26 protein-coding genes and 1 tRNA gene are annotated in these 24543 nt (G+C 65.5%); 21 read left to right on the forward strand and 6 right to left on the reverse strand.

The genetic code is table 11. From position 1 onward, the window contains the following. Window positions 1–2: 2 nt before the first annotated feature. The 13 genes from MWU77_RS02750 (at window position 3) to MWU77_RS02810 (ending at window position 10410) form a co-directional block, all read left to right on the forward strand. Window positions 3–809, forward strand: a complete 807-nt coding sequence (locus tag MWU77_RS02750) for an NAD-dependent epimerase/dehydratase family protein (RefSeq protein WP_169687769.1) — start codon at window positions 3–5, stop codon at window positions 807–809. Further along, a complete protein-coding gene (locus tag MWU77_RS02755) occupies window positions 799–1215 on the forward strand; it encodes a hypothetical protein (RefSeq protein ID WP_247272875.1) in 417 nt (138 codons plus the stop codon). The genes MWU77_RS02750 and MWU77_RS02755 overlap by 11 nt, the downstream gene beginning before the upstream one ends. Beyond that, on the forward strand, window positions 1212–2180 hold the full coding sequence (locus tag MWU77_RS02760) for a glycosyltransferase family 2 protein (RefSeq protein WP_247272876.1): 969 nt from the start codon (window positions 1212–1214) through the stop codon (window positions 2178–2180). The genes MWU77_RS02755 and MWU77_RS02760 overlap by 4 nt, the downstream gene beginning before the upstream one ends. Beyond that, window positions 2177–2971 (forward strand): polysaccharide deacetylase family protein, encoded by a 795-nt coding sequence (locus tag MWU77_RS02765; RefSeq protein WP_247272877.1) that lies wholly within the window; start codon window positions 2177–2179, stop codon window positions 2969–2971. The genes MWU77_RS02760 and MWU77_RS02765 overlap by 4 nt, the downstream gene beginning before the upstream one ends. Continuing rightward, entirely contained in the window at window positions 2964–3920 is a 957-nt protein-coding gene (locus tag MWU77_RS02770; RefSeq protein ID WP_247272878.1) for a hypothetical protein, read from the forward strand. Before MWU77_RS02765 ends, MWU77_RS02770 begins: the two co-directional genes overlap by 8 nt. Then, the gene (locus tag MWU77_RS02775; RefSeq protein ID WP_247272879.1) at window positions 3898–4473 is read left to right on the forward strand and encodes an NAD-dependent epimerase/dehydratase family protein; all 576 of its coding nucleotides are present in this window, start codon (window positions 3898–3900) and stop codon (window positions 4471–4473) included. The genes MWU77_RS02770 and MWU77_RS02775 overlap by 23 nt, the downstream gene beginning before the upstream one ends. Window positions 4474–4575: 102 nt before the next feature. Further along, on the forward strand, window positions 4576–5337 hold the full coding sequence (locus tag MWU77_RS02780) for a lytic murein transglycosylase (RefSeq protein ID WP_247272880.1): 762 nt from the start codon (window positions 4576–4578) through the stop codon (window positions 5335–5337). A 127-nt stretch (window positions 5338–5464) separates the two neighbouring features. Further along, window positions 5465–6751: a phosphopyruvate hydratase gene (gene eno, locus MWU77_RS02785; RefSeq protein ID WP_169687755.1), complete on the forward strand. Its 1287-nt coding sequence runs from the start codon at window positions 5465–5467 to the stop codon at window positions 6749–6751. Between the two features lie 8 nt (window positions 6752–6759). Then, a complete protein-coding gene (locus tag MWU77_RS02790; RefSeq protein WP_247272881.1) occupies window positions 6760–7461 on the forward strand; it encodes a septum formation initiator family protein in 702 nt (233 codons plus the stop codon). Continuing rightward, the gene (locus MWU77_RS02795) at window positions 7458–7985 is read left to right on the forward strand and encodes a DUF501 domain-containing protein (RefSeq protein WP_247272882.1); all 528 of its coding nucleotides are present in this window, start codon (window positions 7458–7460) and stop codon (window positions 7983–7985) included. The genes MWU77_RS02790 and MWU77_RS02795 overlap by 4 nt, the downstream gene beginning before the upstream one ends. Further along, a complete protein-coding gene (locus tag MWU77_RS02800) occupies window positions 7982–8935 on the forward strand; it encodes a Ppx/GppA phosphatase family protein (RefSeq protein WP_247272883.1) in 954 nt (317 codons plus the stop codon). Before MWU77_RS02795 ends, MWU77_RS02800 begins: the two co-directional genes overlap by 4 nt. Before the next feature lie 112 nt (window positions 8936–9047). Next, window positions 9048–10238, forward strand: coding sequence for a lipase family protein (locus MWU77_RS02805; RefSeq protein WP_169687751.1), 1191 nt, complete (start codon window positions 9048–9050; stop codon window positions 10236–10238). Between the two features lie 98 nt (window positions 10239–10336). Next, window positions 10337–10410, forward strand: a tRNA-Leu gene (locus MWU77_RS02810). A 111-nt stretch (window positions 10411–10521) separates the two neighbouring features. Here MWU77_RS02810 and MWU77_RS02815 read toward each other — a convergent pair. Next, window positions 10522–10674 (reverse strand): hypothetical protein, encoded by a 153-nt coding sequence (locus MWU77_RS02815; protein ID WP_169687750.1) that lies wholly within the window; start codon window positions 10672–10674, stop codon window positions 10522–10524. Window positions 10675–10887: 213 nt separating this feature from the next. Between MWU77_RS02815 and MWU77_RS02820 the strand changes: the two genes are divergently transcribed. Together MWU77_RS02820 and MWU77_RS02825 are read left to right on the forward strand one after the other, a co-directional pair. Then, window positions 10888–12138, forward strand: coding sequence for an MFS transporter (locus MWU77_RS02820; protein WP_169687749.1), 1251 nt, complete (start codon window positions 10888–10890; stop codon window positions 12136–12138). Window positions 12139–12234: 96 nt separating this feature from the next. Then, window positions 12235–12708 carry a hypothetical protein gene (locus MWU77_RS02825; protein WP_247272884.1) on the forward strand — a complete coding sequence of 158 codons (474 nt, stop codon included), beginning with the start codon at window positions 12235–12237 and terminating at the stop codon, window positions 12706–12708. A 5-nt stretch (window positions 12709–12713) separates the two neighbouring features. Here the strand turns inward: MWU77_RS02825 and MWU77_RS02830 are convergent, their stop codons facing one another. Next, entirely contained in the window at window positions 12714–13517 is an 804-nt protein-coding gene (locus tag MWU77_RS02830; protein ID WP_247272885.1) for a replication protein, read from the reverse strand. A 368-nt stretch (window positions 13518–13885) separates the two neighbouring features. Between MWU77_RS02830 and MWU77_RS02835 the strand changes: the two genes are divergently transcribed. Then, on the forward strand, window positions 13886–15586 hold the full coding sequence (locus MWU77_RS02835; RefSeq protein WP_247272886.1) for a hypothetical protein: 1701 nt from the start codon (window positions 13886–13888) through the stop codon (window positions 15584–15586). Window positions 15587–15591: 5 nt separating this feature from the next. On the opposite strand, the gene MWU77_RS02840 is transcribed toward MWU77_RS02835, so the two are convergent. Beyond that, a complete protein-coding gene (locus MWU77_RS02840) occupies window positions 15592–15738 on the reverse strand; it encodes a hypothetical protein (protein ID WP_169687747.1) in 147 nt (48 codons plus the stop codon). A gap of 216 nt (window positions 15739–15954) precedes the next feature. Between MWU77_RS02840 and MWU77_RS02845 the strand changes: the two genes are divergently transcribed. Together MWU77_RS02845 and MWU77_RS02850 are read left to right on the forward strand one after the other, a co-directional pair. Beyond that, a complete protein-coding gene (locus tag MWU77_RS02845) occupies window positions 15955–17415 on the forward strand; it encodes a SulP family inorganic anion transporter (protein ID WP_247272887.1) in 1461 nt (486 codons plus the stop codon). Between the two features lie 49 nt (window positions 17416–17464). Further along, window positions 17465–17659, forward strand: a complete 195-nt coding sequence (locus MWU77_RS02850; RefSeq protein WP_169687745.1) for a hypothetical protein — start codon at window positions 17465–17467, stop codon at window positions 17657–17659. A 76-nt stretch (window positions 17660–17735) separates the two neighbouring features. On the opposite strand, the gene MWU77_RS02855 is transcribed toward MWU77_RS02850, so the two are convergent. Then, the gene (locus MWU77_RS02855) at window positions 17736–17936 is read right to left on the reverse strand and encodes a CsbD family protein (protein WP_169687744.1); all 201 of its coding nucleotides are present in this window, start codon (window positions 17934–17936) and stop codon (window positions 17736–17738) included. Between the two features lie 147 nt (window positions 17937–18083). On the opposite strand from MWU77_RS02855, the gene MWU77_RS02860 reads away from it, so the two are divergent. Next, window positions 18084–18245: a hypothetical protein gene (locus MWU77_RS02860; RefSeq protein ID WP_169687743.1), complete on the forward strand. Its 162-nt coding sequence runs from the start codon at window positions 18084–18086 to the stop codon at window positions 18243–18245. A 30-nt stretch (window positions 18246–18275) separates the two neighbouring features. Here the strand turns inward: MWU77_RS02860 and MWU77_RS02865 are convergent, their stop codons facing one another. Together MWU77_RS02865 and MWU77_RS02870 are read right to left on the reverse strand one after the other, a co-directional pair. Next, a complete protein-coding gene (locus MWU77_RS02865; RefSeq protein WP_169687742.1) occupies window positions 18276–19286 on the reverse strand; it encodes a magnesium transporter CorA family protein in 1011 nt (336 codons plus the stop codon). Window positions 19287–19304: 18 nt separating this feature from the next. Beyond that, on the reverse strand, window positions 19305–22802 hold the full coding sequence (locus MWU77_RS02870; RefSeq protein ID WP_247272888.1) for a serine/threonine-protein kinase: 3498 nt from the start codon (window positions 22800–22802) through the stop codon (window positions 19305–19307). 160 nt (window positions 22803–22962) lie between these two features. Here MWU77_RS02870 and MWU77_RS02875 point away from each other — a divergent pair, with 160 nt between their 5' ends. Continuing rightward, complete coding sequence (locus MWU77_RS02875; RefSeq protein WP_247272889.1) at window positions 22963–23325, forward strand: hypothetical protein; 363 nt, start codon at window positions 22963–22965, stop codon at window positions 23323–23325. Beyond that, window positions 23316–24446 (forward strand): methyltransferase, encoded by a 1131-nt coding sequence (locus MWU77_RS02880; RefSeq protein ID WP_169687739.1) that lies wholly within the window; start codon window positions 23316–23318, stop codon window positions 24444–24446. Before MWU77_RS02875 ends, MWU77_RS02880 begins: the two co-directional genes overlap by 10 nt. Window positions 24447–24543: the final 97 nt, after the last annotated feature.

The following is a 24543-nucleotide window of genomic DNA, read 5'->3' on the forward strand; positions in this document are numbered from 1 at the left end:
CCGTGCGGACACTGGTCACCGGTGCCGCAGGATTCATCGGGTCGGCTCTGGTCGAACGACTCCTCACCGAAGGACACCACGTGGTCGGCGTCGACGATCTCAGCTCGGGCACCACCGCGGATCTCGAACGTGTCCTGCTCCGAACGAAACCCGGAGCGGATCGATTCGTTCTGCTGCAGCGCGATATCCAATGTCCCGAACTGCTCGGCATCGTGGCCGGAGCGAATCCGGAAGTGATATTCCACCTCGCCGCACAGGTGGATCCCGCAGTGTCGGTGGCCGATCCGCAGTTCGATGCCCGCATCAACGTGCTCGGCACGATCAATGTCTGCGAAGCCGGTCGCCGGGCCGGTGTACGCAGAGTTGTATACGCGACATCGGGTAGTCCTCGGTGCGACGACGCGAGCCCGATTCCCGCGGTACGGAGTTCGTCTCCTGCTGCGGCCACACCCGGCGAGGCCGCCAAGCTGGCCGGTGAGCTCTATCTGAATGCGTATGCCCAGATGTACGGGCTGGCGCCGATCTGCCTGGCGTTCGCCGACGTCTACGATCCGCGCGAGGGGAACGGCGGGCGCGCCTACGCTACTGACGCCCGTGTCTGCGTCGGCGACACTGCAGCCCGCGTCTGCCTCGACGACGCTGTCGAAGCATTCGTCCGCGCGGGCCGGGCCCCCATGTCGGTCACCGGCACCTTCTGCATCCGAACCGGTGAGACCTGGGAGATACCAGCGGATTCAGGTGCCGACCTCGAGCGCACTGCTGCGGTTGGCCTGCACCCGGAGGGTGAGGAGGTCCGTTGTGCGTCGTGACACCACCGGCCGGCTTCTCACAGCCCTCAGGGCACCGCGAGGAGGCACACGACTGGGGCACCGCCTTGTCGCGGCCGCAGTGACGGCGCTCGGAGGAGTGGCGATTGCCGCGAACAGTCCTCATCTTCCGGGGCTCTCGGATCGGCTGGTGGTGGTGATGTTCGTCGTCGCGGCCCCGCTGATCGCACTCGTCCGGCTGCTACCGGGCATCAACGTCCTACTCGCTCTGATCGTCGGGGCCGCAGGTTCTCTCGTCGTCAACGTTCTGATCGCACAGGCGATGTTGACGGCCGATGCCTGGTCGCCCCCAGCGGGCGTGGTCGCAGTGGGCCTCACCGCGTCCGTGCTGTGGCTGGTGCCGAGCGACCACAACTCGCTTCCACATACGAAGGAAGATTTTCCATGACCGCCGCAATACCTCCGAGCAGTATGACCATGGATGTGGTGATCTGCGCCTACACGCTCGAGCGCTGGGACGACACTCTCGCTGCGATCGAATCGGTGCGGAATCAAACGACGCCGCCGCAGAAGATCGTCCTCGTCGTCGACCACAATCCCGATCTCTACGAACGTTTCAGCGCGGCCCTACCCGACGTGACCGTGGTGGAGAACCGGAAGCAACGTGGATTGTCCGGTGGCAAGGACACCGGTGTCGAGGTGACCACCAGTGATGTGGTGGCTTTCCTGGACGACGATGCGGTGGCTCATCCCGACTGGCTCGGGCATTTCCGCGATGCCTACGTGGACGAGACCATCGTCGGCGTAGGAGGCACCACCCTTCCCTCCTGGGAATCCGGGCGGCCCCGATGGTTTCCGGAAGAGTTCGATTGGGTCCTGGGATGTACGTTCACCGGGCGGGAGCCGGGACCGGTGCGGAACCTGTTGGGCGGCAATGCTTCATTCCGCCGCGAGGTCTTCTCGGTCGCGGGGGGTTTCCCGAGTCACATCGGTCGGACTTCGGAGCAGAGCCGACCCCTCGGGTGTGAGGAGACGGAGTTCTGCATCCGGGTGCGCCAGCATCGACCGGACTGGACCTTCGTCTTCGAACCACAGTCGGTGATCTGGCACCGCGTACCTGCTGCGCGAGAGACTTTTTCCTACTTCCGCTCCCGCTGCTTCGCCGAGGGTCTGTCCAAAGCGGCCGTCACGCGCAGTGTGGGTGTCGCAGATGGACTCTCGGCGGAACGTAGCTACACCGCACGCACCCTTACCCGAGGCGTGGCGCGGGGCCTGGGGGAGGCGCTCCGTGGAGAACGAGCAGGTATCGAGCGTTCGTACGCGATCTCGGTCGGTCTCCTCGCTGCGGCAGCCGGCTACGCGCGCGGGGGTGTGCCGCTCCGCAGGCGATCTGCAATGTCGGCGACGTCATGAACGAGTCGATTCCGGTCCTCATGTATCACTCGGTTTCGGAAGCTCCCACCGCCGCGACCCGTCGTCTCTCCGTCGATCCCGATGCCTTCGACCGGCAGATCACCTTTCTCGCAGAGAACGGCTATACCGGGATGACCTTCTCCCACCTCGCCGATGCACTGGCGAAGGATGGGCCCGTGTCGGAGAGAACGGTGGTGCTCACATTCGACGACGGCTACGCGGACTTCGCGCGGGTCGCGTGGCCGATCCTTCGACGGCACGAGTTCCCGGCGACGGTGTTCGTCACGAGCGGCTGGATCGACGACGCAGGCTCCAATGCGGCCGGACATCCGCTGGGGTCGATGCTGAACTGGGCGCAGGTCAGGGAGCTTGCGAGCGAGGGTGTCGAAATCGGGGCGCACAGCCACAGCCACGCTCAACTCGACCAGTGTGGTGATGCGGCACTGTGCGAGGAGCTTCGCATCGGACGGATCCTCCTCGAGGAGTGCGTCGGCGCTCCCGTCCATGCGCTCGCCTACCCCTTCGGTTACTCGACCCCGCGGGTGCGGGTCGCGGCCAGAGCAGCCGGCTATCGGTGCGCGGCGGCCGTGCGAAATATTCGCGCCACTGCATCCGGTGACCCGTTCATGATCCCGAGGTTGACCATCCGCCGAAGTACCGACGACAACGACTTCGCGTCGATCATGCGCGGTGACAAGCAGTTCTACCTGCGGGACCGGGTTCTGACCGCAGGGTATGCGACCGTGCGCGGAGCCCGTCGTGTAGGTAAGCGGGTCGCGCGACATGGCTGAGAGCGTGCTTGCGATCGATCCGGGCGGCGGACCCACCGGCGATCGTGTTGTGGCCGAGCGGGCGGTCGGTGATCGGGGCAGCGGTTCGCTCTTCCTGCGGAACACCTATGCGCTCGTCCTCAACACCGGAATCACCGGCGCACTCGGCCTGGGGTACTGGATCCTCGCCGCGCACTTCTACGACGATTCGGATGTCGGTCGCGGATCAGCTGCGATCTCTGCGCTGATGCTGTTGACCGGGCTGGTGTCGGCCAACTTCGCGGGTACGCTGAACCGCTTCATACCCAAGACCGGCACGCGCACCGTCCGGGTCGTCGTGTTCGTGTACCTGCTCACCTCCGGAGTGGTCGCCGTACTGGCCGTCGCCCTGACCTTCGCGCTCGACATACTGGGCGGCCCGGCGTACGACATCCTGCGCGAGCCGAACATGCGACTGTGGTTCATCGGCGCGGCGGTGGTCGCGAGTGTGATCACGGTGCAGGACAGTGTCCTGACCGGATTGCGTGTCGCCGTCTGGGTGCCCGTGTGGAACGCGGCATTCGCCGTCGCGAAGCTCGGCTTACTCGTACTGCTCGCCGAGACGATGCCCCGTACGGGGGTCTTCTTCTCCTGGATCATCTCCATGTTCATCGTCGTGTTCCCGGTGAACCTGTTGATCTTCGGCAAGCTACTACCGCGGCACGTGCGCACGTCGACTCACGATGTCGCAGTGCGAGCTTCACAGGTCGGCCGGTTCTTCGCCGCCGACTACTTCGGAGCGCTACTGCAGTACGGCACGATCTTTCTCGTCCCCGTCCTGGTGGCGTTGCGGGTTGCTCCGCATACCTACGCGTACTTCTTCCTGGCCTGGTCCGTCGCCAACATGATGAACCTCGTGGCGATCAACACCGGTGTATCGCTTGCTGTGGAAGGAGAGAAGCAAACTCATGTGCGAGTGGTTGCTTCGTGACATCGCTGCCGCAGAAGGGTTGAGCTGGGCCGCACTCCGCTACTTCAATGTGGCCGGCGCCGGAGGGAAAGAACTTGCGGACCGAGGCGTCCACAACCTCGTTCCCCGTGTGTTCCAGGCGATCGACCGCGGCGAGGCGCCCGCAGTGTTCGGCGACACCTACGACACCCCCGACGGCACCTGCATCCGCGACTACATTCACGTCACCGATCTCGCCGACGCACATGCCACCGTCGTCGACGCCATGGACGCCGAGACCATGGGAACCGTCTACAACGTGGGCTGTGGGTGCGGTGCCAGCGTGCTCGACGTGATGCGTGCGGCACGCGAGGCGAGCGGTGTGCCGTTCGACTGGCGGATCACCGATCCTCGTCCCGGCGACCCGGCCCGAGTGGTTGCCGATGCCGGCCGGATCTGCACGGATCTGGGCTGGACGGCGCAGCACGACCTCGACGACATCGTCGGCAGTGCGTGGGAGGCCTGGTCGGCGTCGAGGTCGACCATCGAGACTGCGTCGGAACACGACGCGGCACTCGCGGTGGGAGCTCGATAACCCCTCGGGGCTTCCACCGTCCGAGTCTGCGCGGGTGATCTTCGCGATCATCCGCGTAGGCGCATTCACCTGCGGTTTTTCGGACATGTGGAAGATGGAGATGTGTATCCCGCTCCACGACGTCGTCGCTCGGCCTGGCCGCTGCTCGTATTCAGCGCGCTGATAGTGGTGGTGATCATCGCGGTGGGTTCCAACCTCCGTTCGCCCCAGCTGCCACGAATAGAGGTTCCCGACGGTGTTCCGCCCGGCCCCGGTGTGCCCGTGCCGCCCATCGATTTCGAAGGTCCGGGCCGGACCTCTGCCCTCCTACGTGATTGGGCAGAACCTCAGGCCGACACACTGGGGATCCCGGTCGTCGCGCTGGAGGCATACGGGCACGCCGCGGCAGTTCTCGCCTCGTCGAACAGCGAATGCGGACTGGCGTGGACCACCCTCGCGGGGATCGGCAGCGTCGAGAGCAACCACGGCAGGCACGGGAGAGCGAGCCTCGACGAGAACGGGACCGCGACACCTCAGATCCGCGGGGTTCCGCTCGACGGCGGACCCGGCCTCGCCGAGATCCGCGACACCGACGGAGGCGAGCTCGACGGCGATCCCATCCTCGACCGGGCGATGGGTCCGCTGCAGTTCATCCCCGAAACATGGAAGAGCTGGGGTGTCGACGCGAACGGTGACGGTGTCGCCGAACCGGACAACATCGACGACGCAGCTCTCTCAGCGGGACGCTACCTGTGTGATCGAGGCGGAGATCTCACCACTCCGGAAGGCTGGACGAGGGCCTTGATGGCCTACAACTACTCGGGCGACTATCTCGCCCTGGTCCGCGACCGCGCCGCCGCATACAGCGTGGGTGTGCGGCCGTGACGGCCGAGTCGACGCGCCCGTACTTCTCCGGGCGGCGCGCCCGTGCTTCACTGCCTGGTCGTGGCGGTTAGGCTGTCCCCAGCGTGCAGACCCCGCAGCGTGAAGTCCATCGAAGGAGAATCAGCCAGTGGCCATCATTGAGCAGGTAGGAGCCCGCGAGATCCTCGACTCCCGTGGCAACCCCACAGTCGAGGTCGAGGTGCTGCTCGAGGACGGAAGTTTCGCCCGCGCTGCCGTGCCGTCCGGTGCCTCCACCGGCGAGCACGAGGCCGTCGAGCTGCGTGACGGCGGCGACCGCTACAACGGCAAGGGCGTCGAAAAGGCCGTCGAGGCCGTTCTCGACGAGATCGCCCCGGCCATCATCGGTCTGGATGCCACCGAACAGCGCACCGTCGACCAGGCGCTGCTCGACGCCGACGGCACTCCCGACAAGGGCCGCCTCGGCGCAAACGCGCTGCTCGGCGCGTCGCTGGCCGTCGCCAAGGCCGGCGCAGAGACCTCGGGCCTCGAGCTGTACCGCTACCTGGGTGGCCCGAACGCTCACATCCTTCCGGTGCCGATGATGAACATCCTCAACGGTGGTGCTCACGCCGATACCGGCGTCGACGTCCAGGAGTTCATGGTCGCCCCCATCGGCGCTGCCACCTTCAAGGAGTCCCTGCGCTGGGGCACCGAGGTGTACCACTCGCTCAAGTCGGTACTCAAGGCGAAGGGGCTGGCCACCGGACTCGGCGACGAAGGCGGGTTCGCGCCGGACGTTGCGGGCACCAAGGAAGCACTCGATCTGATCAGCGAGGCCATCGCGAAGACCGGCCTGAAGCTCGGCAGCGATGTCGCGCTCGCGCTGGACGTCGCCGCCACCGAGTTCTACACCGAGGGCACCGGCTACGCATTCGAGGGCAAGAACCGCACCGCCGATGAACTCGCGGACTTCTACGACGAGCTGCTCTCGGCGTACCCGCTGGTCTCGATCGAGGACCCCCTGTCGGAAGACGACTGGGAGGGCTGGGTCGCGTTGACCGACAAGATCGGCAACAAGATCCAGCTCGTCGGCGACGACCTGTTCGTCACCAACCCGGAGCGCCTCGAAGACGGCATCCTCAAGGGTGCGGCCAACGCGCTGCTCGTGAAGGTCAACCAGATCGGCACGCTCACCGAGACCCTCGACGCCGTCGACCTCGCACACCGCAACGGCTACAAGACGATGATGAGCCATCGCTCCGGTGAGACCGAGGACACCACCATCGCCGATCTCGCGGTCGCCGTGGGCAGTGGCCAGATCAAGACCGGTGCCCCCGCCCGCAGCGAGCGTGTCGCCAAGTACAACCAGCTCCTGCGCATCGAGGAATCGCTCGGCGACGCTGCCCGCTACGCCGGCGAGCTCGCGTTCCCGCGCTTCAACCTCGAGGGCTGAAGCCAGGTATGAGCCAGCGCGGTAGATCCCGGCCCGGCGCCCGCCGCAGCCGCACCGACGGTGCGGCCGCGACCCGCCGTCCCAGTCGGACCCGCCCGTCGGGATCTACCGCACCGGCCGACCTCGGTCCCGAAACCGCGGGCGCACGACCCGCAGGTCGAGAGGATCCTGTTCATTCGTCCCGTCGCGGACGGGGCAGTACGGGCCGTGCCCGGCCCACCCGCGTCGGAGCTCCGCGCGACGGTCGTCGTCCCCGCACCGAACGCACCATCCTCGGATTGTCCACCGGGCGGGCGGTGATCCTCGCCCTCGTCGTGTGCGGACTCGCACTGACACTTGCGGTGCCGCTGCGCACCTACGTCAGCCAACGGTCGGAGGCGGAGCAGATCGCGCAGGAACGCGAGCAGCTCGAAGGCGAGATCGCGGCCCTCGAAGCCCAGAAGGCCCACATCGAAGACCCCGCCTGGATCAGGGCGGAAGCACGCAACCGTCTCGGCTTCGTGATGCCGGGCGACATCCCATACCAGGTGCAGCTGCCCGGCGACGTGGCCCTCGTCGACGAGGAGAAGGAACCGGAAACACCGTCCACCGGCGCGTGGTACAGCGACCTGTGGCTTTCGGTGGTCGAACCGCCACCCGAACCCGAGACCGACCCGGTGCCGCAGCACATGCCCGTGGCACCCCCAGAACCAGGAGATATCCCCGGGTGACCGCTCCCGTTCCGCAGGAAGACCTCGACGCCGTCGCCGCCCAGCTCGGGCGCGAACCCCGCGGCGTCCTCGCCATCGCCTACCGCAGTCCCGACGGAACTCCCGGCGTGGTCAAGACCGCACCGAAGCTGCCCGACGGCACACCGTTCCCCACGCTCTACTACCTGACCGACCCCCGGCTCACCGCCGAGGCGAGTCGACAGGAATCGGCAGGCGTGATGCGGGAGATGACGGAGCGGCTCAGCACCGACACCGATCTTGCCGCCGCGTACCGACGCGCACACCAGTCCTACCTCGACGAGCGCAACGCCATCGAATCCCTCGGCACCGACTTCACCGGCGGCGGTATGCCCGACCGCGTCAAATGCCTGCACGTGCTCATTGCCCATTCGCTCGCCAAGGGACCGGGCCTCAACCCGCTCGGTGACGAATCGGTCGCGCTCGCTGCCGACGCAGGCCTGCGTGGCACCGCGATCCCCGCCGACTGGCCCACCTACGCCGAACTGCGCGGAGAACCTCAGTGAGCACAGTTCGAGTCGCAGGCATCGACTGCGGCACCAACTCGATCCGCCTGCTGATCGCCGACATCGCGGAAGACGGAACCCTCACCGACGTCACCCGCCTCATGAAGGTCGTGCGACTCGGGCAGGGCGTCGATGCCACCGGTCGTCTCGCCCCCGAAGCAATCGAACGTACGCGCGTCGCGCTCGTCGAGTACGCGGATCTCGTCCGCGAGACCGGCGCCACGGCCGTGCGGATGGTCGCGACGTCGGCGACCCGCGATGCACAGAACCGCGAGGACTTCTTCTCGATGACCCGCGACGTGCTCGGGGCCGTGATCCCCGGTGCCGAAGCCGAGGTGATCACCGGCGACGAAGAGGCCCGACTGTCGTTCACCGGTGCTGTGGGCGAACTAGACCCTGCGCGTGGGCCGTTCGTCGTCGTCGACCTCGGCGGCGGCTCGACCGAAGTGGTGCTGGGCGACGAAAACGGTGTGCATGCCGCCTATTCCACCGACATCGGGTGTGTGCGTCTGACCGAGCGGTGCCTGCACGACGACCCGCCCACCGCCGACCAGGTCGCGGCTGCGCGCGTGGTCGCGAGGGAGAAGATCGCCGAAGCGCTCGAACGCGTTCCCGTCGAGGAAGCACGCACCTGGGTGGGTGTCGCGGGAACGATGACCACATTGGCCGCGCTGGCCCACGACCTCGACGTGTACGACCCGGCGAAGATTCACCTGTCGTCGGTCCCGTTCGACCGGTTGAAGGAAGTGTGCGACGGACTCGTCGCCGCGACCCGCGCCGAACGTGCGGCACTCGGACCCATGCATGAAGGTCGTGTCGACGTCATCGGTGGTGGTTCGATCGTGACCACTGTGCTCGCCGAGGAACTCGGTCGACGTGCCGGAATCACCGAACTTGTTGTGAGCGAGCACGACATCCTCGACGGAATTGCCCTCTCCCTCGTGCGGTAGACCGAAATCCCATTGCCTTCCCAAAATTCCGTAATCCACCGGTAACGAACGACCGGGTCGTGAGTATAGAGCGGTTGGCCGCTGGTGATGCGGAAAACCGGGAAGGGTACTCATGCGACAAAGGCTCGGCACGGTGGTGGCAACGGTCCTCGGGGCCGTTCTTGTGGGAATGGGTATGCCGCTCGTCGCGGCTGCCGATCCGATGTACCCGGATCCCGATCCGGATCCGTTCTATTCCGCACCCGCCGACCTCGCCGAGAAGCAACCCGGTGATGTCGTCCGCACACGCCGTATCGATACCTGGATGTATCCGAACTCGGACGGCTGGCAGGTCGCGTTCCGGTCGACCAACTCGTTGGACAACCCGATCCTCGCGGTGACCACGGTGCTGTTGCCCCGCGGTGTCGAGAACCCGCCGTTGGTGTCGTACCAGGCGATCATCAACTCGCTGGGAACCAAGTGTGCTCCCTCGCGCTCGCTGTTCAACATGGAGCTGCAGGAATCGCCCGGAATGATGTTGGGTCTCGAACGTGGCTGGGCGGTATCCGTCCCCGATCATCTCGGCCCCACCGGAGCGTACGGCGCGGCGAAACTGGGCGGGATGATCACGCTGGACAGCGTGCGCGCGGTGCAACGTGTCGCCGAGCTGGGTCTCGACGAAAGTCCGGTCGCGCTGGCCGGATATTCGGGAGGTGGAATGGCGAGCGCGTGGGCCGCGGCACTGGCCCCCACCTACGCGCCGGAACTGGACCTGACCGCGGTGGTGGCGGGCGGGATACCCGCCGATCTCGAACAGATGGCCGACGGCCTCGGCCTCAACCCGCACCCGGGATTCGGTCTGGCCTTCGCCGCTGCGATCGGCCTCGAACGCGAATATCCGGAACGCCTGCCCATTTCGGAGCAGCTCAACGACACCGGCATGTGGTTGCGCGACTGGACGGGCAACGAATGCCGACGTTTCCTTCTCTTCCACGGTGCCTTCCGCAGCGCGGGTGAGGTGGCGACGAGCACGAGCCTGCTGGCCAGCCCCGAGGTGCGGGAGATCTTGCGGGAGAACAGCCTGCGTTATTTCGAGGGTGTGCCCACCGCGCCCCTGTACGTGTGGCAGGGAACGATGGATGGCCTCACACCCTTCGACTCGGTCGAGGAGGTGGCCCGGCGCTACTGCGCGGAGGGCGCACCGCTGACCTTCGTGCCGTACGAGATCGCCGAACACATGACGACCGCAGTCGCCGGATTCCCGGACGCCTACGAATACATCGACGCACGGTTCCGCGGGGAGCCGACGCCGACCAGCTGCTGACCGCATTCGCTACCGACACATGTCTGCTCGGCGCGAGGCCGTGAATCCACGGCCTCGCGCCGAGCGGACGTCTGCCACCCGCTAGGGTGATCCAGTCGGCCCCCATAGCCCAATTGGCAGAGGCAGCGGACTTAAAATCCGCACAGTGTCGGTTCGAGTCCGACTGGGGGCACCGTCACACTGCTGACCTCCGGTCGGAGTGCGCCCACTGAGTCCGAGTAACGGTCCGGCGGTCGCACCGAGCACACATGGTGCCACCGCTCGTGATCGATCGGTCCTCGGCTCAGCCGGCCCGGTGTATCTCGTCGTCGCCGTCGTCCTCGATCGCCGGTGGAGTCTCTCGTTGATCGCGGGCACGGATGACTCGCCCCGCGATCAACGCGACCGCCACGGAGACGACGAGCCAGGCGAGTAGCGCCCACAAAATCCAGTTCACAATTTGAACAACGGACCAACTCGGTCGTATGTTACCGAGAAGTAGGTAATTCACCCTCGGGTTCACCCCGCAAAATCCTGCTGTAGACTCGTCGGGTTCATTCTGGGTCAGGCACGGCGGGAGGCAGGGACGCCGTGCGTGTCTTTCTGCACGCAGAAAGTTCCTGAAAAGGTACTGATGGCCCACAACTCCAAACCCTCTCATTTTCGCACCATGCACGATCTCGTCGGATCGGCATACTTTCCGGTATCGGCGTTGGCTCGTCTGCCGCTGTCCATGCTCGTCATGGGTGTGTTGACCTACGTCGTCGCATCGTCATCCGACTTCGCTTCCGCAGGCATCGCGGCCGCGGTCACGGGAGTAGGGGTCGCTGTCGGCGCCCCGCTGTCCGGAATCGCATCCGACCGCTGGGGTCAGCGGTGGGCGCTCCTCGTCTCCACCGCGGTCTACGTGCTTGCGGTGCTGGCCGTCCTTGTTGCGGGCGACGCGGGCGGCGACGCCCCGGCGTTGTCGCCGGGCCTGCTCGCGGCGGCATTCGTCGCAGGAATCGTGGTGCCGCAGTGTGGCCCGATGACCCGAGTGCGGTGGATTCGTGGGCTGTCGAGCCGCGGCTCGGAGCACGCCGTCGGGGAAGCCCAAGGATACGAGGGCACGATGGACGAACTCGGATTCGTTCTCGGCCCGGCGGCCGTGGGCATCGTTGCTGCGCTTTTCGGTGCTGCGGCGCCGCTGTACGTCCTCATCGCGCTCACGGTGATCGTGGTGCCATGGTTCGCGCTGCATCCCAGCGCACAGTTCGCAGCACCTGCCGACGGCGTCGACCCTTTGGGCGAGGGGGAGTTCTTCTTCGCGAAAGTGTCATGGGCTCCGGTAGCGGTCCTCTTCCTCGGGATGCTCGGCATCGGAACCATTTTCGGCTCGCTGGCCACCACCACCGCGGTCTTCGCCGATGAGACCGGCCACCCGGGAAGTGGGGGCCTGATCTATGCCGCACTCGGCTTGACCTCGGGCGCAGCCGCATTGAGTGTGTCACGGTGGAGTGGACGTCTGAGCGCGTCGGTGAGGTGGACTGCATGTGCGGTCGTGCTGATTCCTGCTGTGGCATTGATGTGGTTGCCGAGCGTTCCGTGGCAGATGGCAGTCGTCCTGCTGTTCGTCGGCGCACCGATCGGCCCGATCCTCGTGACGATCTTCAAGGTCGCAGGCGATCACACCCCTGCGCGACGTCTCGGATTCATCATGACCCTGCTCAGTGCCGGAATCACCCTGGGCACCTCGATCGGGAACTGGGTCGCTGGTGAGGTTGCGAACGCGGGCGGTTACTCGGCCTCCGCCTGGGTGGCCTTCGGCGCGGGAATGGCACTGCTCGCGTGCGGCGTGTTGTTCACCGTTGTTCGATTCGCACCCGCGAATGCGGCAACTCCACAGCCGCCTGCACGGGACGTACTCGAACCACTCCGCTGATCACACCGGTATCGATGAGAAACACGATCACGCGAACGGCGTCGACCTGATCATGGTGCACTGGGTGGACAATCCGTCCACGAGAAAGGTGCATGTATGTCTTTACGAGCCCTCCGCCGCGTCGGCGCCGCCACATTTGTCGCCGCAGGCATGCTCACAGGACTCGCAGTAGGAACCGGGACGGCCGCGGCCGACACGGTCGAGGTGCCGATGGATCGGTGCTGGGGCGTGAGCCCGTACATCCTCGACCAGCCCTACGCCCCGGCCCGCCTGTTCGGTTACCAAACCGAATCGGGCAGCATCCAGCTCCAGATGCCCGACGTGTCGAGCCTGTGGTTCTTCGCCGGTGGATATCAGACCGACGTGAAGTTCGACTGGCACAACACCGCCACCGACGAACGCGGCACCCTCACCGACACCGCGACCGTCGCGTACCCGGGCGGTGACGTGGTGACGTTCGATCTGAACTCGGGTCCCGGACCCGTCGAGTTCACGGTGAGCGCTGTCAACAGCATTCCGCTGTGGAGCATCCCGACCACATCGTGCGGTGGCGTCGTCGACGTGTGGTGACAGAGCTAGGCGGCAACCGGCGCGCGGCAACCACACCGGACGGCACGTCCGTGTTCGTCGTCGTCGAGCCAGCCGTACTCGTCGCACTGCCCGCACTTGGGTGCCAACGGCATCCGGGGCGCGGGCAGTGCGCGCCAGAGGCGCAGCCACCCGTGCACGTGCATCGTCGGATTCGCCGGTCGATGCGCAGTTTTCGCGGCCGATGCGAGAGCGTCGACGCCGTGTAGTGCCGCCAGCGCGAGGATTTCGCATCGCTGCGGCGGCTTGATCCTGGCGAACGAGGCCATCAGGCCTGCGGAGGTCGTGGCGGCTTCGAGGGCGTTGAGGACGCGGTCGTCTGTTTCAGTGCGAGTCGACGACGCCACTACCTCGTTGTTCGTTTCAGTCCTTGTTTTTCGAGTACTTGTAAGAGGGACGGGCTTTCCGATGTCGGAGAGTCCGGCGGGCGGTTTCCCAGGCCCCGGCGGAACAGGGGTTTCCTCGCGCGGTTCCTCGTAGATCGTCTGGATCGTGATCCACCGGCCACGCTCGTCCTGGAACTTCTCCACCACCAGATATCCGACCTCGGCGAGTTCGCGCATCGCGGTGCGGATGGCGTCTCGGCCTTCCTTGGGGGAGTGGCGCGCGATCGACTCGGAGCGGATATGCCAATCGGCAGGTTTGCTGAGCAACATGATGAGCAGGCCCCTGGCGCGAAAACTCAGCTGACCGTCGTTGATGACGGTGTTGGAGAGGACGGTGAAATTGTCGGCCAAGCGCGGGCCGCGTCTGATTCCGCCCTGTAATGGGGCATGGGTATGCTGTGCCACGTTCGACTCCTTTGGTAAGTCGGACGACGCCCGTCGCGAGGGTCCAAGCTCGCGGCGGGCACCTTTTCTTTTGTGGCGATGATCTTGGCACAGCGTCGTACGCGATGTCTACGTTACGTTGCAGAGCGCCAGCAAGATCCAGCCTGTGCTCGATGCTGTGAACAACGAGTACGGCGGCTGGGACGAGTTCGCGACGACCGTTCGGGACCACCAAAATCCCTACAACCACAACGCCTGCGGACAGAATCGGCCTGCCTGAACCGTTGTTTCTGTCTGCGGACCATGTTTGTGTAGCCGCCCCCGGCGTTCTCCCTGCCGAAGTCCGATCGTGCCTTATTGTGTGCGCATCACTGGTGATGGGGGCGGCGATGGGCAGCAGCGCAATCCGGATGGTTCTCGCGACAGCAACGGCCTTCGCTGTCGGCGTCGGCGGCGCTCCACACGCCTCCGCTCAGGACGGCAGAACCGAGACGACCTACGCTTCCACCGCACCGCTCGCCGGCGAGGTGATCGGCTCGGTGGTCACGATCCCCGCGCCCCTACCGGAGTACGTCGGCCCGCGACCGGAACGGTGCGACCGCCTGTCCTACCTTCGCTGGAGATCGGTCGACGGCCCGGCAGACTCGGCACACGCCGACCGCATCTTCGTGGCCCAGCCGGGAATCTTCGAGGGCGCAGGGGCATTCGGAAGTGTTGCGCGCAACACCGTCGTTGCGGCCGCTCGACGAGGTGCGCACGTCGAATTCTGGGCGCTGGACAGGCGATCGAACTGCCTCGAAGACCACACCGGAGTTCAGGCCGCGCTCGCGACCGGCAGCTTCGACACCGCCACCGACTACTACTTCCACGGCGCGGAGAGCGACGGGTCGCGCTTTGCGGGCTACGCCTCGGGCGCCGATGTCGCATGGCTCGCCCATGTCGGCCTCGAACAGACTCTCCGCGACCAGTACGACCTCCTTCGACACGAACTTCCCGACCCGCAGGTCCGTAACGACAAGGTGCTGTGCGGCGGGCACTCGTTGGGAGGGTTCATAACGGGCTTCTTCGCCGAATGGGATTTCGACGGGAACCCGCAGACCCTCGACGACGCCGGATTCAGCCAGTGCTCGGGATATTTCGCGCTCGACACTGTGATCGCGGCGAAATCTCCCGCACCGGTGGGCGGATCGTTCCCGCAGATCCCCGACATCGTGAAAGCTCCGCTCGACGCTGCGACGGGAGCGGTCACCGGGGCCATGCCGGTACTGGCGCTTCAGGCGGTGATCAACCCGGAGACGACGAACCTGCTTGCTCTGGCGGGTCTCGCAGTACGTCTCGATCCGGAGGGTGTCAACGATCTCGTCGAGCGGTTGCCGGACAACCCGAACGTAGACTGGACATTGCGGGCTCTGCTCGCGAAGGACGCCGCGATGTTCGCGACCGGGGAACCGGAGGTGCGCTCACTGAATGCCACCAACGAGGCGGTTCTCGGAGCGATCCTCGACGACAATTCGCAGCCGTTCGGGTTCTTGCAGGCCAGTGTCGGTTTCATCACGGGAGCCCCCGTGCAGGACAAGCTGTTTCCGGTGCCGAGCACAACCGAGGTGTTGTCGACGGGAATGTTCGGCGACGCACCGAAAGCGTCGCCCGCAGTGTACGGCGCGGATGTGCTCTACAGGTGGCTCGACTACGACGAGGTCGCGACCGCAGATTCGCTTCCGAACGAGGCGCGCTACACGAACCCGGCGAGCGAGGTCACCTCGATTGCCGAACTGGCGCGTAATCTGTCGGAACCCCCGTTGGACTTCACGGAGTGGTACTTCCCGACTCGGCTGCCGTCGGACCTGGCGCTGTCGTCGGCTCCGTCGTTCGCGACACATCACATCCACAGGGACGGGGTCGCGCGGCACCCGATTCTCACGCTTCAGGGCAGCGGAGGTATCGCGCTTCCGGAATCAGGGCATCCGGACGACGTGCCGGTCGTGTTGCCGGGCTACAACCACATCGACGTGCTCACCGCAGCCGGGGTACGGAACGACGGGCGCCCCGAACCGGTTTCGGAGGCACTTGCCGACTTCGCGACGCGATAGGTGGTTCAGGCTCCGCGCGAGGAGAAGATCGACGTGTAGTCGAACGGCTCGGTCGATGTCTGGTGCTCGGCCTCCACAACCGCCGGTTCGGTGTTGTTCGGGTCCACCGGCTGCAGGAACAGCGGGTTGTTGTCTTCGGTGTGCTGGCTCATGTGAGTCCTTTCGGGTACTGCTTTCGAACACTTCAGGTGTTGCGAGGAACACGCGGGCGCGGGGTACGCGAAACCAGGAACGTGCAGCTCGGGGATGATCATCGAGGTTCGTATCGGGGAAGATGTCCGGAGGTGTCGAACCGGTCGATGGTCCAACACTACACCCGGCGCCGCTGCGAGGCGCGCCGCCACGACGGGCGTGCCTAGACTTCAGCGGTGAATACCGTTCTTTCGACCCTCCGATCGCCTCGGAAGTTGACAACCGAGATCCTCGCGGGTCTGGTCACCTCCCTGGCCCTGATTCCCGAGGTCGTCTCGTTCGCGGTCATCGCGGGAGTCGATCCGAAAGTCGCGTTGTACACGTCCTGTGTCATGGCCATCACCATCGCGTTCGTGGGTGGGCGGCCTGCGATGGTGTCGGCCGCAGCCGGCGCGACAGCTCTGGTCATCGCGCCGCTGGTGGCGTCGCACGGGCTCGACTACTTGATCGCCGCGGTCTGGCTGGCAGGAGCTTTGCAGGTCGTACTGGCGCTGGCCGGCGTCGCACGCCTGATGCGCTTCATTCCCCGTTCTGTGATGATCGGATTCGTCAACGCGTTGGCCATCCTCATCTTCAGCGCCCAATTGGGACACCTGTTCGACGTGCCGTGGCTCGTCTACCCGCTGGTCGCGTTCGGCATTGCGATGGTGGTGTTCATTCCGAAGCTCACCACCGCGGTGCCCGCCGCGTTGATCGCGATCATCGTGCTGACCGGTGTCGTCGTGTTGTTCGGCGTGGATGTCCCGGATGTCGCCGACCAGGGTGAGCTGCCCGGAGGCTTCCCGACCTGGATGATCCCGGACGTACCGCTCACACTCGAAACCCTCCGGATCATCGCCCCGTATGCGGTGGGCCTGGCGCTGGTGGGATTGATGGAGTCGTTGATGACAGCGAAGCTCGTCGACGACATCACCGACAGTCACTCGGACAAGACCCGCGAGGCTTGGGGCCAGGGCGTCGCGAACGGAGTTGCCGCGCTGTTCGGCGGCATGGGTGGGTGCGCGATGATCGGTCAGACCATGATCAACGTCAAGGAAGGTCGCGCCAGGACCCGGATCTCGACGTTCTGCGCGGGGATGTTCCTTCTTCTCCTGTGCGTCACCGTGGGAGATGTGGTCGGAGCGATCCCGATGGCCGCATTGGTCGCGGTGATGATCGTGATCGCGGTGACCACGTTCGACTGGCACAGCATCGCCCCCCGGACCCTGAAACTCATGCCGGTCAGCGAAACACTCGTCATGCTCGTGACGGTGATCGGAACGCTGGCCACCGACAATCTTGCGGTCGGTGTGGTCGCGGGTGTACTCACAGCCATGGTCGCGTTCGCGCGGCGGGTCGCGCACATGACGCGCGTCCGCGCCCTCGACGTGGACGGCGTGCGCACCTACAAGGTGTCGGGCGAGTTGTTCTGGGCATCGAGCAATGATCTGGTGTACCAATTCGATTACGTCGATGACCCCGAGCGTGTCGTCATCGACCTCACCGACGCCGAGGTGTGGGATGCGTCGACCGTAGCGACATTCGACTCGGTGCTTCACAAGTACTCCGAGAAGGGGAAGTCCGCGACAATCGTGGGTCTGGACGGCGCCAGCCTGCGCCGGGTCGAGATGCTGTCCGGAAACCTCGGCGACAGCTGATCGGGGTCGGCGACGTTTGGCTGCCGTTCCTCCCGGGAAGCCCATCCCCATGGCAACGTACAGAGTGATCGACCCCAACGGGGATGTAGTGGACACCAAGGACATCGAGAGCGCCGACGACGCTCACGCGTGGTTCGTCGATACTCGCGCCGACAACACCGAGCTCGGCTGGCGCATGGAAGCGCAACACGAGAACGACGGCACATGGCACTTCTTCGACAGCACCGAAGGGACCTCGGAGTAGCACTCCGTAGAGAGGGCCGGTGTACGGAAACTTCCGTACACCGGCCCTCTTTCGGATCTGTGTGCTGTGCCGGCACCTACTTGTTCTTGAACGCGTCCTTCACGTCCTCTACAGCGTCGGAGACCTTGTCGCCGGCCTGCTTCATGCCGCTCGAGGCGCGGTCGCCCTTGCCTTCGGCTTCGAGATCGCGGTCGTCTGTGGCCTTGCCGGTCTGTTCCTTGACCTTGCCGGTGGCTTCTTCCACCTTGTGCTTGGCCTTGTCGATGAAGTCTGCCATCGATCCTCCTCATGCTTGCCGATGGATCTTCGTGCCATGAAGAGATACCCGCGGGATCGGGAGGCAAACGTCCACACCTCCGGGAACTTCGCGTGCAAGACTTCCTGGATACGCGGTCGTTGATCACACGAGGACCCGGGAGGTGTCATGTCTCGATCGAACGACGAAGACCCCATCGGTGATGCGCCGGACGCCGACCCCGAACTGGTGCGCAGCGGCGCGGGCAAGCGTCGTGCGTCCGTGGCGTCGGTGATCGCAGCAGTCATCGTCGTAGTACTGATCATCGTCTTGATCCTCGTACTCATCTGAGTGCGTCGCTCGGATCCGAAGGTGCAGTGATCAGAGCCAGTCGCGCCGCTTGAACAGCAGATACAGCAGTCCCGCCGACCCTGCGATGACGCAGGCGCTGACGAGCACACCCCACGGCTGATCGAAGCCCGGGTAGGGCACGTTCATGCCGTACCAGCCCGTGACTGCCGTGGGTACCGCGATGATGGCGGCCCACCCGGTGAGCTTCTTCATGACCGTGTTCAAGCGCGCATCCTGCAGCGACAGGTTCGTTTCGAACAACGTGGTCACCATGTCGCGCAGCGATTCGGTCCATTCCGTCGCCCGGATCACGTGGTCGTAGAGGTCGGTGTACCAACCGTCGAGTTCTGCAGGGTTGCCGGTCTCGGCGCGGTGACGCATCACCGCGGTCACGACCTCGCGCATCGGAAGTACGACACGCCTGAGCTGGACCAGTTCCTTGCGCAGGCGGTAGATGCGGTGCTGGGTCTCGCGAGTCATCGGTGTGTCGCCGAAGAGTCCGTCCTCGATGTCCTCGATTGCGTCGTCGAGGGCTTGGATGGTCTCGAATTGACCGTCCACGATGACGTCGAGCAGTCCGTGCAGGAGCGCGCCGGTTCCGAACTGCATGAGGTCGGCGTGATCGTCCCATCGTGTCGTGACCTCGTCGATGTCGAACGGCCCGCCGCGCCGCACCGTGACGATCCCGCGCGGCAGTATGAACGCCGACACCCGGGTGGTGTGCAGGCGGGATTCGACCGTGCCGGGACCGGGTTGTCGATCGAGGTGGGTCGCGTACACCGTGACGAAGGTGTGGGTGGGATAGCGGGTTGCCTTCGTGCGCTCGCTTCGCGCCACCGCGTCCTCGACGGCATGGGGGTCGAACTCCAGCTCGGCGGCGAGTGCACTCATCTGGGCGTGTCCAGGGTCGTGCAGGTCCACCCATACCAACGCGCGCTCGTCCGAGAGATGCTCGGCGATGTCGTCGAGCGGGAATCCGTCCGCGACGAGCACACCGTCGCGCCACAACCGTGTGCGCACGTCTCCGGGGAGATTGGTCATGCTCGAAGTGTGCCGCACTCAGAGCTCGGCGCTGGTCTCTCCGGTTTCGGTGAGTCGCAGCATCTCGTCGAGGAACGCTGCGTCGACGACAGGCCATTCCTTCGGCCAGCGGTCCTCGCGCAATCTGTCGCGGAGCGAGGTGAGTACGGCGACGACGTGAGTGCCACCGTCGACGAGATACCGGAGCATGCCGCGGTCGCCGCAGACCTCGACGGCCGGTGCGAGGATCTCCTCGGCCTCCTCGATCCGTCCGGCTGCATGCAGACACGCCGCGAGCAGGCGGCCCGCCTGCAGGTGTGCACGCCGTCGTCCGTTGATGTCGGTGCGCCGGTACCACAGCTGCGCCCAGTCGACCGCGTGGGCAACCGAGTCCGGATCTGCACTGTTGTACAACAGGCGGATGGCGGTGGCGTCCTCGATCTGCGCGGTCACTTCGGCTACGCCGTCCGTGTCGGGACGGTCCGTCGCCGGCATCTCCTGAGCTTCGCGCGGCGCCGTGGACAGGCCCAGCCTGACGCGTTCGTTGTCGACGCGCGCGCGTAGCCGCCGGAGATGGAGGGTGGCGGCTGCCCGCAGGCCTTCGTCCAGCAGTGCGACGGCGGCGTCGCGATCACCGCGCAGCATCTTCAATCGTGCGGCGGTGGCGAACCGCGCAATCATGAAATCCGCAATGCCGCCTTCGATCCCGAGCTGGGCGCTTTCGTCGAGAAGTGCTTCGGCCTCTGCGAGCCGACCCTGCTCGTAGAGCAGCTCTCCGAGCATCGCAGCCGCGAGCCGGCCGCCATGGGAATGCACGCCGCCGCTGTGGCGTGCGGTGCGCAGCGCCGAACGAAAGCGCTTCTCGGCGACCGCCACATCGAGCAGTTCGCTGGCAGCGATCCCGGACAGGCATTCCCCATAGATTCCGGCGAACGGCCCCTTGGTGCTCTGGTGATACGGTTCGGCCCATTCCTGCCACCGTTGGGCGGCCTCGAAGTCGAAGCGGAAGAGGGCGGTGTAGCTGGCGAATACGGCGGCGGCGGCCACCACCCACGGACGCAGCGTGTCGGCGGATTCCAGGCACGGTGCGATGAGCCGGTCGATGTCGGCAGCTTGATCGGCGTTCATGAGGATTGCTGCTTCGGCCACGTCCATCTCGATACGAAGCGATTCGGTCTCCGCTGCGGGAAGTGCGCTCCGTTCGAGTGCGTCGCGAGCGGCATCGAGTGCGGTCCTGGCCTTGTCGCTTCGTTGCAGAGCGCCGTTCGCCCACGAACACGAGAGTTGAAGGCGTGGATCGTCCGACACCGCGCGGTGCGGGAGCTTTTCGATGAGCGTGAGCAACGTCGTCATGCGACCGTGTTCCATCAGATTCATGCCGTCGGTGGCCACGAGGTCCAGCGCGAACCGGGTGTCGTCGGAGGCCAGTGCATGATCGACCGACTCGCGCAGCATGTGGTGACGCGCGAACCACTGCGCGGCAAGGTGATGCAATTCGGGAATCCGCTCGGGCCTGTCGTGTTCGAGGCGACGGCGGAGAAAGTCGAGGAACATGTGGTGGTAGCGGAACCAGACGCGTTCGTCGTCGACGTGTCGCAGGAACAGGTCTCGCTGCTCGATCTCCTCGAGCATCGCCTGCGCCCGTGGATTCCCGGTGAGGGTCGAAGCAAGGCTACCGCTGATGGATTCGGTGATCGACGTCGACAACAAGAACTCGTAGACCTTTGGCTCGAGTGTGGAAAGAACGTTGTCGGCGAGGAATTCGCCGATTGCATGGTGGCGTCCGGTGATGTTCTCGATCATCCCTGTCGGATCGTCGCTGTCGCGCAACGACAACGACGCGAGCTGTAGCGCCGCGGCCCACCCCTCGGTGGAGCGGTTGAGATCCTGGACATCTTCGCGGTCGAGATGCAGCCCGCTCACTTCGCGCAGGAAGGAATCGGATTCGTCTGTGTCGAATCGCAGGACACTCGAATCGAGTTCGACGAGTTCGTCGCGCATCCGCATGCGGCTCAACGGCAGTCCGGCCTGAGTGCGACTGGTGACCACGATCTGCAGATGGTGGCACCCGCGCTCGAGGAGGAAGTCCAGCGCGGCGATCGTCTCCGGCGAGGTGATCCGATGCCAGTCGTCGATCATCAAGGTGGTCTGCACCTTGTTGCTGTGCAGATCGTCGATCAAAGTGCTCAGCACGTATCGCTCGGCATCGTCGCCGTGGGATTCGAGGATCTGCGCGAGCTGACGGCTCAGATGTGGACGCACTTGTCTGATCGCCTCGATCAGGTGGGTCAGGAACCACAGGACGTTGTTGTCGTCGCTGTCGACGGTGAGCCACGCGACCGGGATTCCCTCTCCGACGAGAACGTCGCGCCATTGGGCGGCGAGGGTCGACTTACCGAAGCCGGTGGGCGCGTGGATCGCGGTGAGCCTGCGCCGCCGGCCCGCTCGCAGCAGATCGATCAACCGGGTGCGGTCGATCAGTGGCCTGTTGGCGGCCGGAGGACGGAAGCGAGTCGCAGGTGAGGTCGACGGTGATGTGAACGACGTCGACGGGAGGCGTCCCGAGTCGCTTGTCGAGGAGGTCGACGGCAGCGCTGCGGGCAGGGAGGGTCCGGGAGCGTCCTCGGGTAATGCCATGTCGTCGACGGGCAGCCCGAAGCTGAGTTCGAGTTGCTGAAGCTCCTCCCCGAAATCCATGGCGGTCTGTGGACGCCCCGCGGGGTCGGTCGACATTCCGCGTTCGAGTACCTCGCAGAGCGCGTCGGGGAGCCCGCCACCCCGGAGATCCGGGATGGGCTCCGACGTGATCCGAAGGAATTGCGCAACGACCTTCTCGCCTTCCCGGCGCTCGTAAGCGGCGTGGCCGGTGATCGCGCAGAACAGGGTCGCCGCAAGCCCGTATACATCCGCCGCGGCTGCGGGATTGTCACCGCGCAGAATCTCGGGAGCTGTGAACGCGGGCGATCCGGTGATTGCTCCGGAGGAGGTGCGAAAACCCCCGCCGACCCGTGCGATGCCGAAATCGGTGAGTTGAGGCTCGCCGTATTCGGTGATCAGGATGTTGCCCGGCTTCACGTCGCGGTGCAGTACGTCGTTCCGGTGCGCGGTTTCGAGCGCTCCCGCGACCTTGATTCCCAAGCGCACCGCTTCTGGCCACTCCAGCGGACCGTGTCTGCGAATCCGTGCCTCGAGGGAGTCGTGCGGATGGTAGTGCATCACGAGATACGGCAGCCCGGTGCCGCCGGTGCCTGCTTGGAGCACGGTGACGATGTGCGGATGGCCCGACAACCGGCCCATTACGCGTTGCTCCCGCAGAAACCGGTCCATGTTGTCGGGATCGAGGGTGGTGCTGAGAATTTTCACCGCCACTGTACGGTCGAGCGATTCCTGTCGGCATCGGTAGACCACACCGAAACCGCCGCGACCGATCTCTTCCGGATCGGTGAATCCGGCAGCCGCCAATGCCCGAACGGTGTCGGCCTCGTTCGCGGTCAGGACCGGCGCGGCTCGGGTGGCAAGCGGGTCGTTCTCGGTCATCAGGGTGCCTCGTTCAGGGGTTTCTCCAGGATAGTCCCGCTGGGTGTACGCCCGGCGCTTATCGCTTCACGGGACTCGATTACCTTTGTGCCGCCGGGACGCGTCGACGAAACCGACGACCCGGACGAAAACGACACTGCGACGAGAAGTGGACACACACATGAAGAAGACTCTCGCGGCGCTGCTCGGTGCGGGCGTGGTCCTGCTGGCGGCGGCGTGCGGATCCTCGGACGAGGCATCCGACTCGACCGAGGACACCACCACGACGACCACCTCTGCATCGGCCGAGTCCGGCACTCCGAGCAGCCCCGCGGTGAACCTCGGCGACAGCTACGAGGACAACTGCGCGGCCATGCTCCCGTACCTCGACGAGCTCGAGGAATGGGGTCAGGATCGCGCTGCGGCAGCGTCCGCGGTCGCTGAAGCTCAGCAGCAGCTCCCGGAATGGGAGAACCTGAGTGAGGAAGAACAGGCCGATACTCTCAAGGCCATCGAGGACGCCGGTAAGGGGCAGTGCTCATAAACAGCGAGTTGTTCGACAGGTTGCGGCGCTTCCCTGATGTGGAAGCGCCCAATCTGCTTGCTGTCGACGCGGCGGACCGTCTGATTCTCGACGAGGCGGACGCCGCGCTCGTGGCCGCGGACGACGGATCCGTCGTCGTGATCGACGACCACTTCGGTGCGCTCACCCTCGGTACCGCTGCCCGACACGATGCGTTCGGATTGCGCGTTCACCAGGATTCGATCGTCGCCGAACGCGCATTGGCCGCGAACGCCGACCGTGAAGGCATGCTGGACCGCTTCACCTCCGGCGAACTGAGCGAGGAGCTCCTGACCGGCGCGCAGGTGGTACTTCTGCAGCTGCCCCGATCGCTCAGTGCTCTCACCGAGATCGCGGAAGCCGTCGCCCGGTATGCAACACCCGAGGTCGCTGTGTTCGCGGGTGGACGGGACAAACACATCACCATTGCCATGAACGACGTCCTCGGCCGGTCGTTCGGCGAGGTCCAGGCATCGCGGGGGCGGCAGAAGTCGAGGGTCCTCAGAGCCCGGACGCCGATTCCCGGGACGCCGACCTATCCGGTCACCGAGACGCTGACCGACCTCGATCTGACCGTCGTCGCGCACGGTGCGGTCTTCGCAGGGCCGCGCCTCGACATCGGGACCCGCTACCTCCTCGACTTCCTTCGTCAGACCCCGCGGAACATCGGTGTGGCGGTTGACCTCGGATGTGGCACCGGAATCCTCGCCGCGGAGCTGGCCAGGATTCGGCCGTCGGCGCGAATCATCGCGACCGATCAGTCTGCCTCGGCGGTGGCCTCCGCCGCTGCGACCGCCGCCGCCAACGGTCTGGCCGACCGCATCGAGACTCTCCGCGACGACGTCGCATCCTCGCTACCCGATGCGTCCGTCGACGTCGTGGTGTGCAACCCGCCATTCCACATCGGTGCTGCGGTGCACACCGGTATCGCGGAGAAGATGTTCGAATCGGCTGCGCGCATCCTGCGTGACGGCGGTGAACTGTGGACCGTGCACAACTCCAACCTCGGCTACCACCGCCACCTGCAAGGACTGGTCGGCCGCACGACCGTTGCGGGTCGTAACCGCAAGTTCACCGTGACCCGATCGGTCCGCACCCGGTAGAGTCCGGTTTGTCCGGGGGTCGCTCTGCGGCATCAGAAGACGGTCCGCTCCGCGGTGGGAACTTTCGTCGCGGCTGCCTCGTTCAATGGACAACCAG

Origin of the sequence: Rhodococcus sp. F64268, from assembly GCF_023015605.1 — a bacterium.
Lineage (GTDB): Bacteria > Actinomycetota > Actinomycetes > Mycobacteriales > Mycobacteriaceae > Rhodococcus.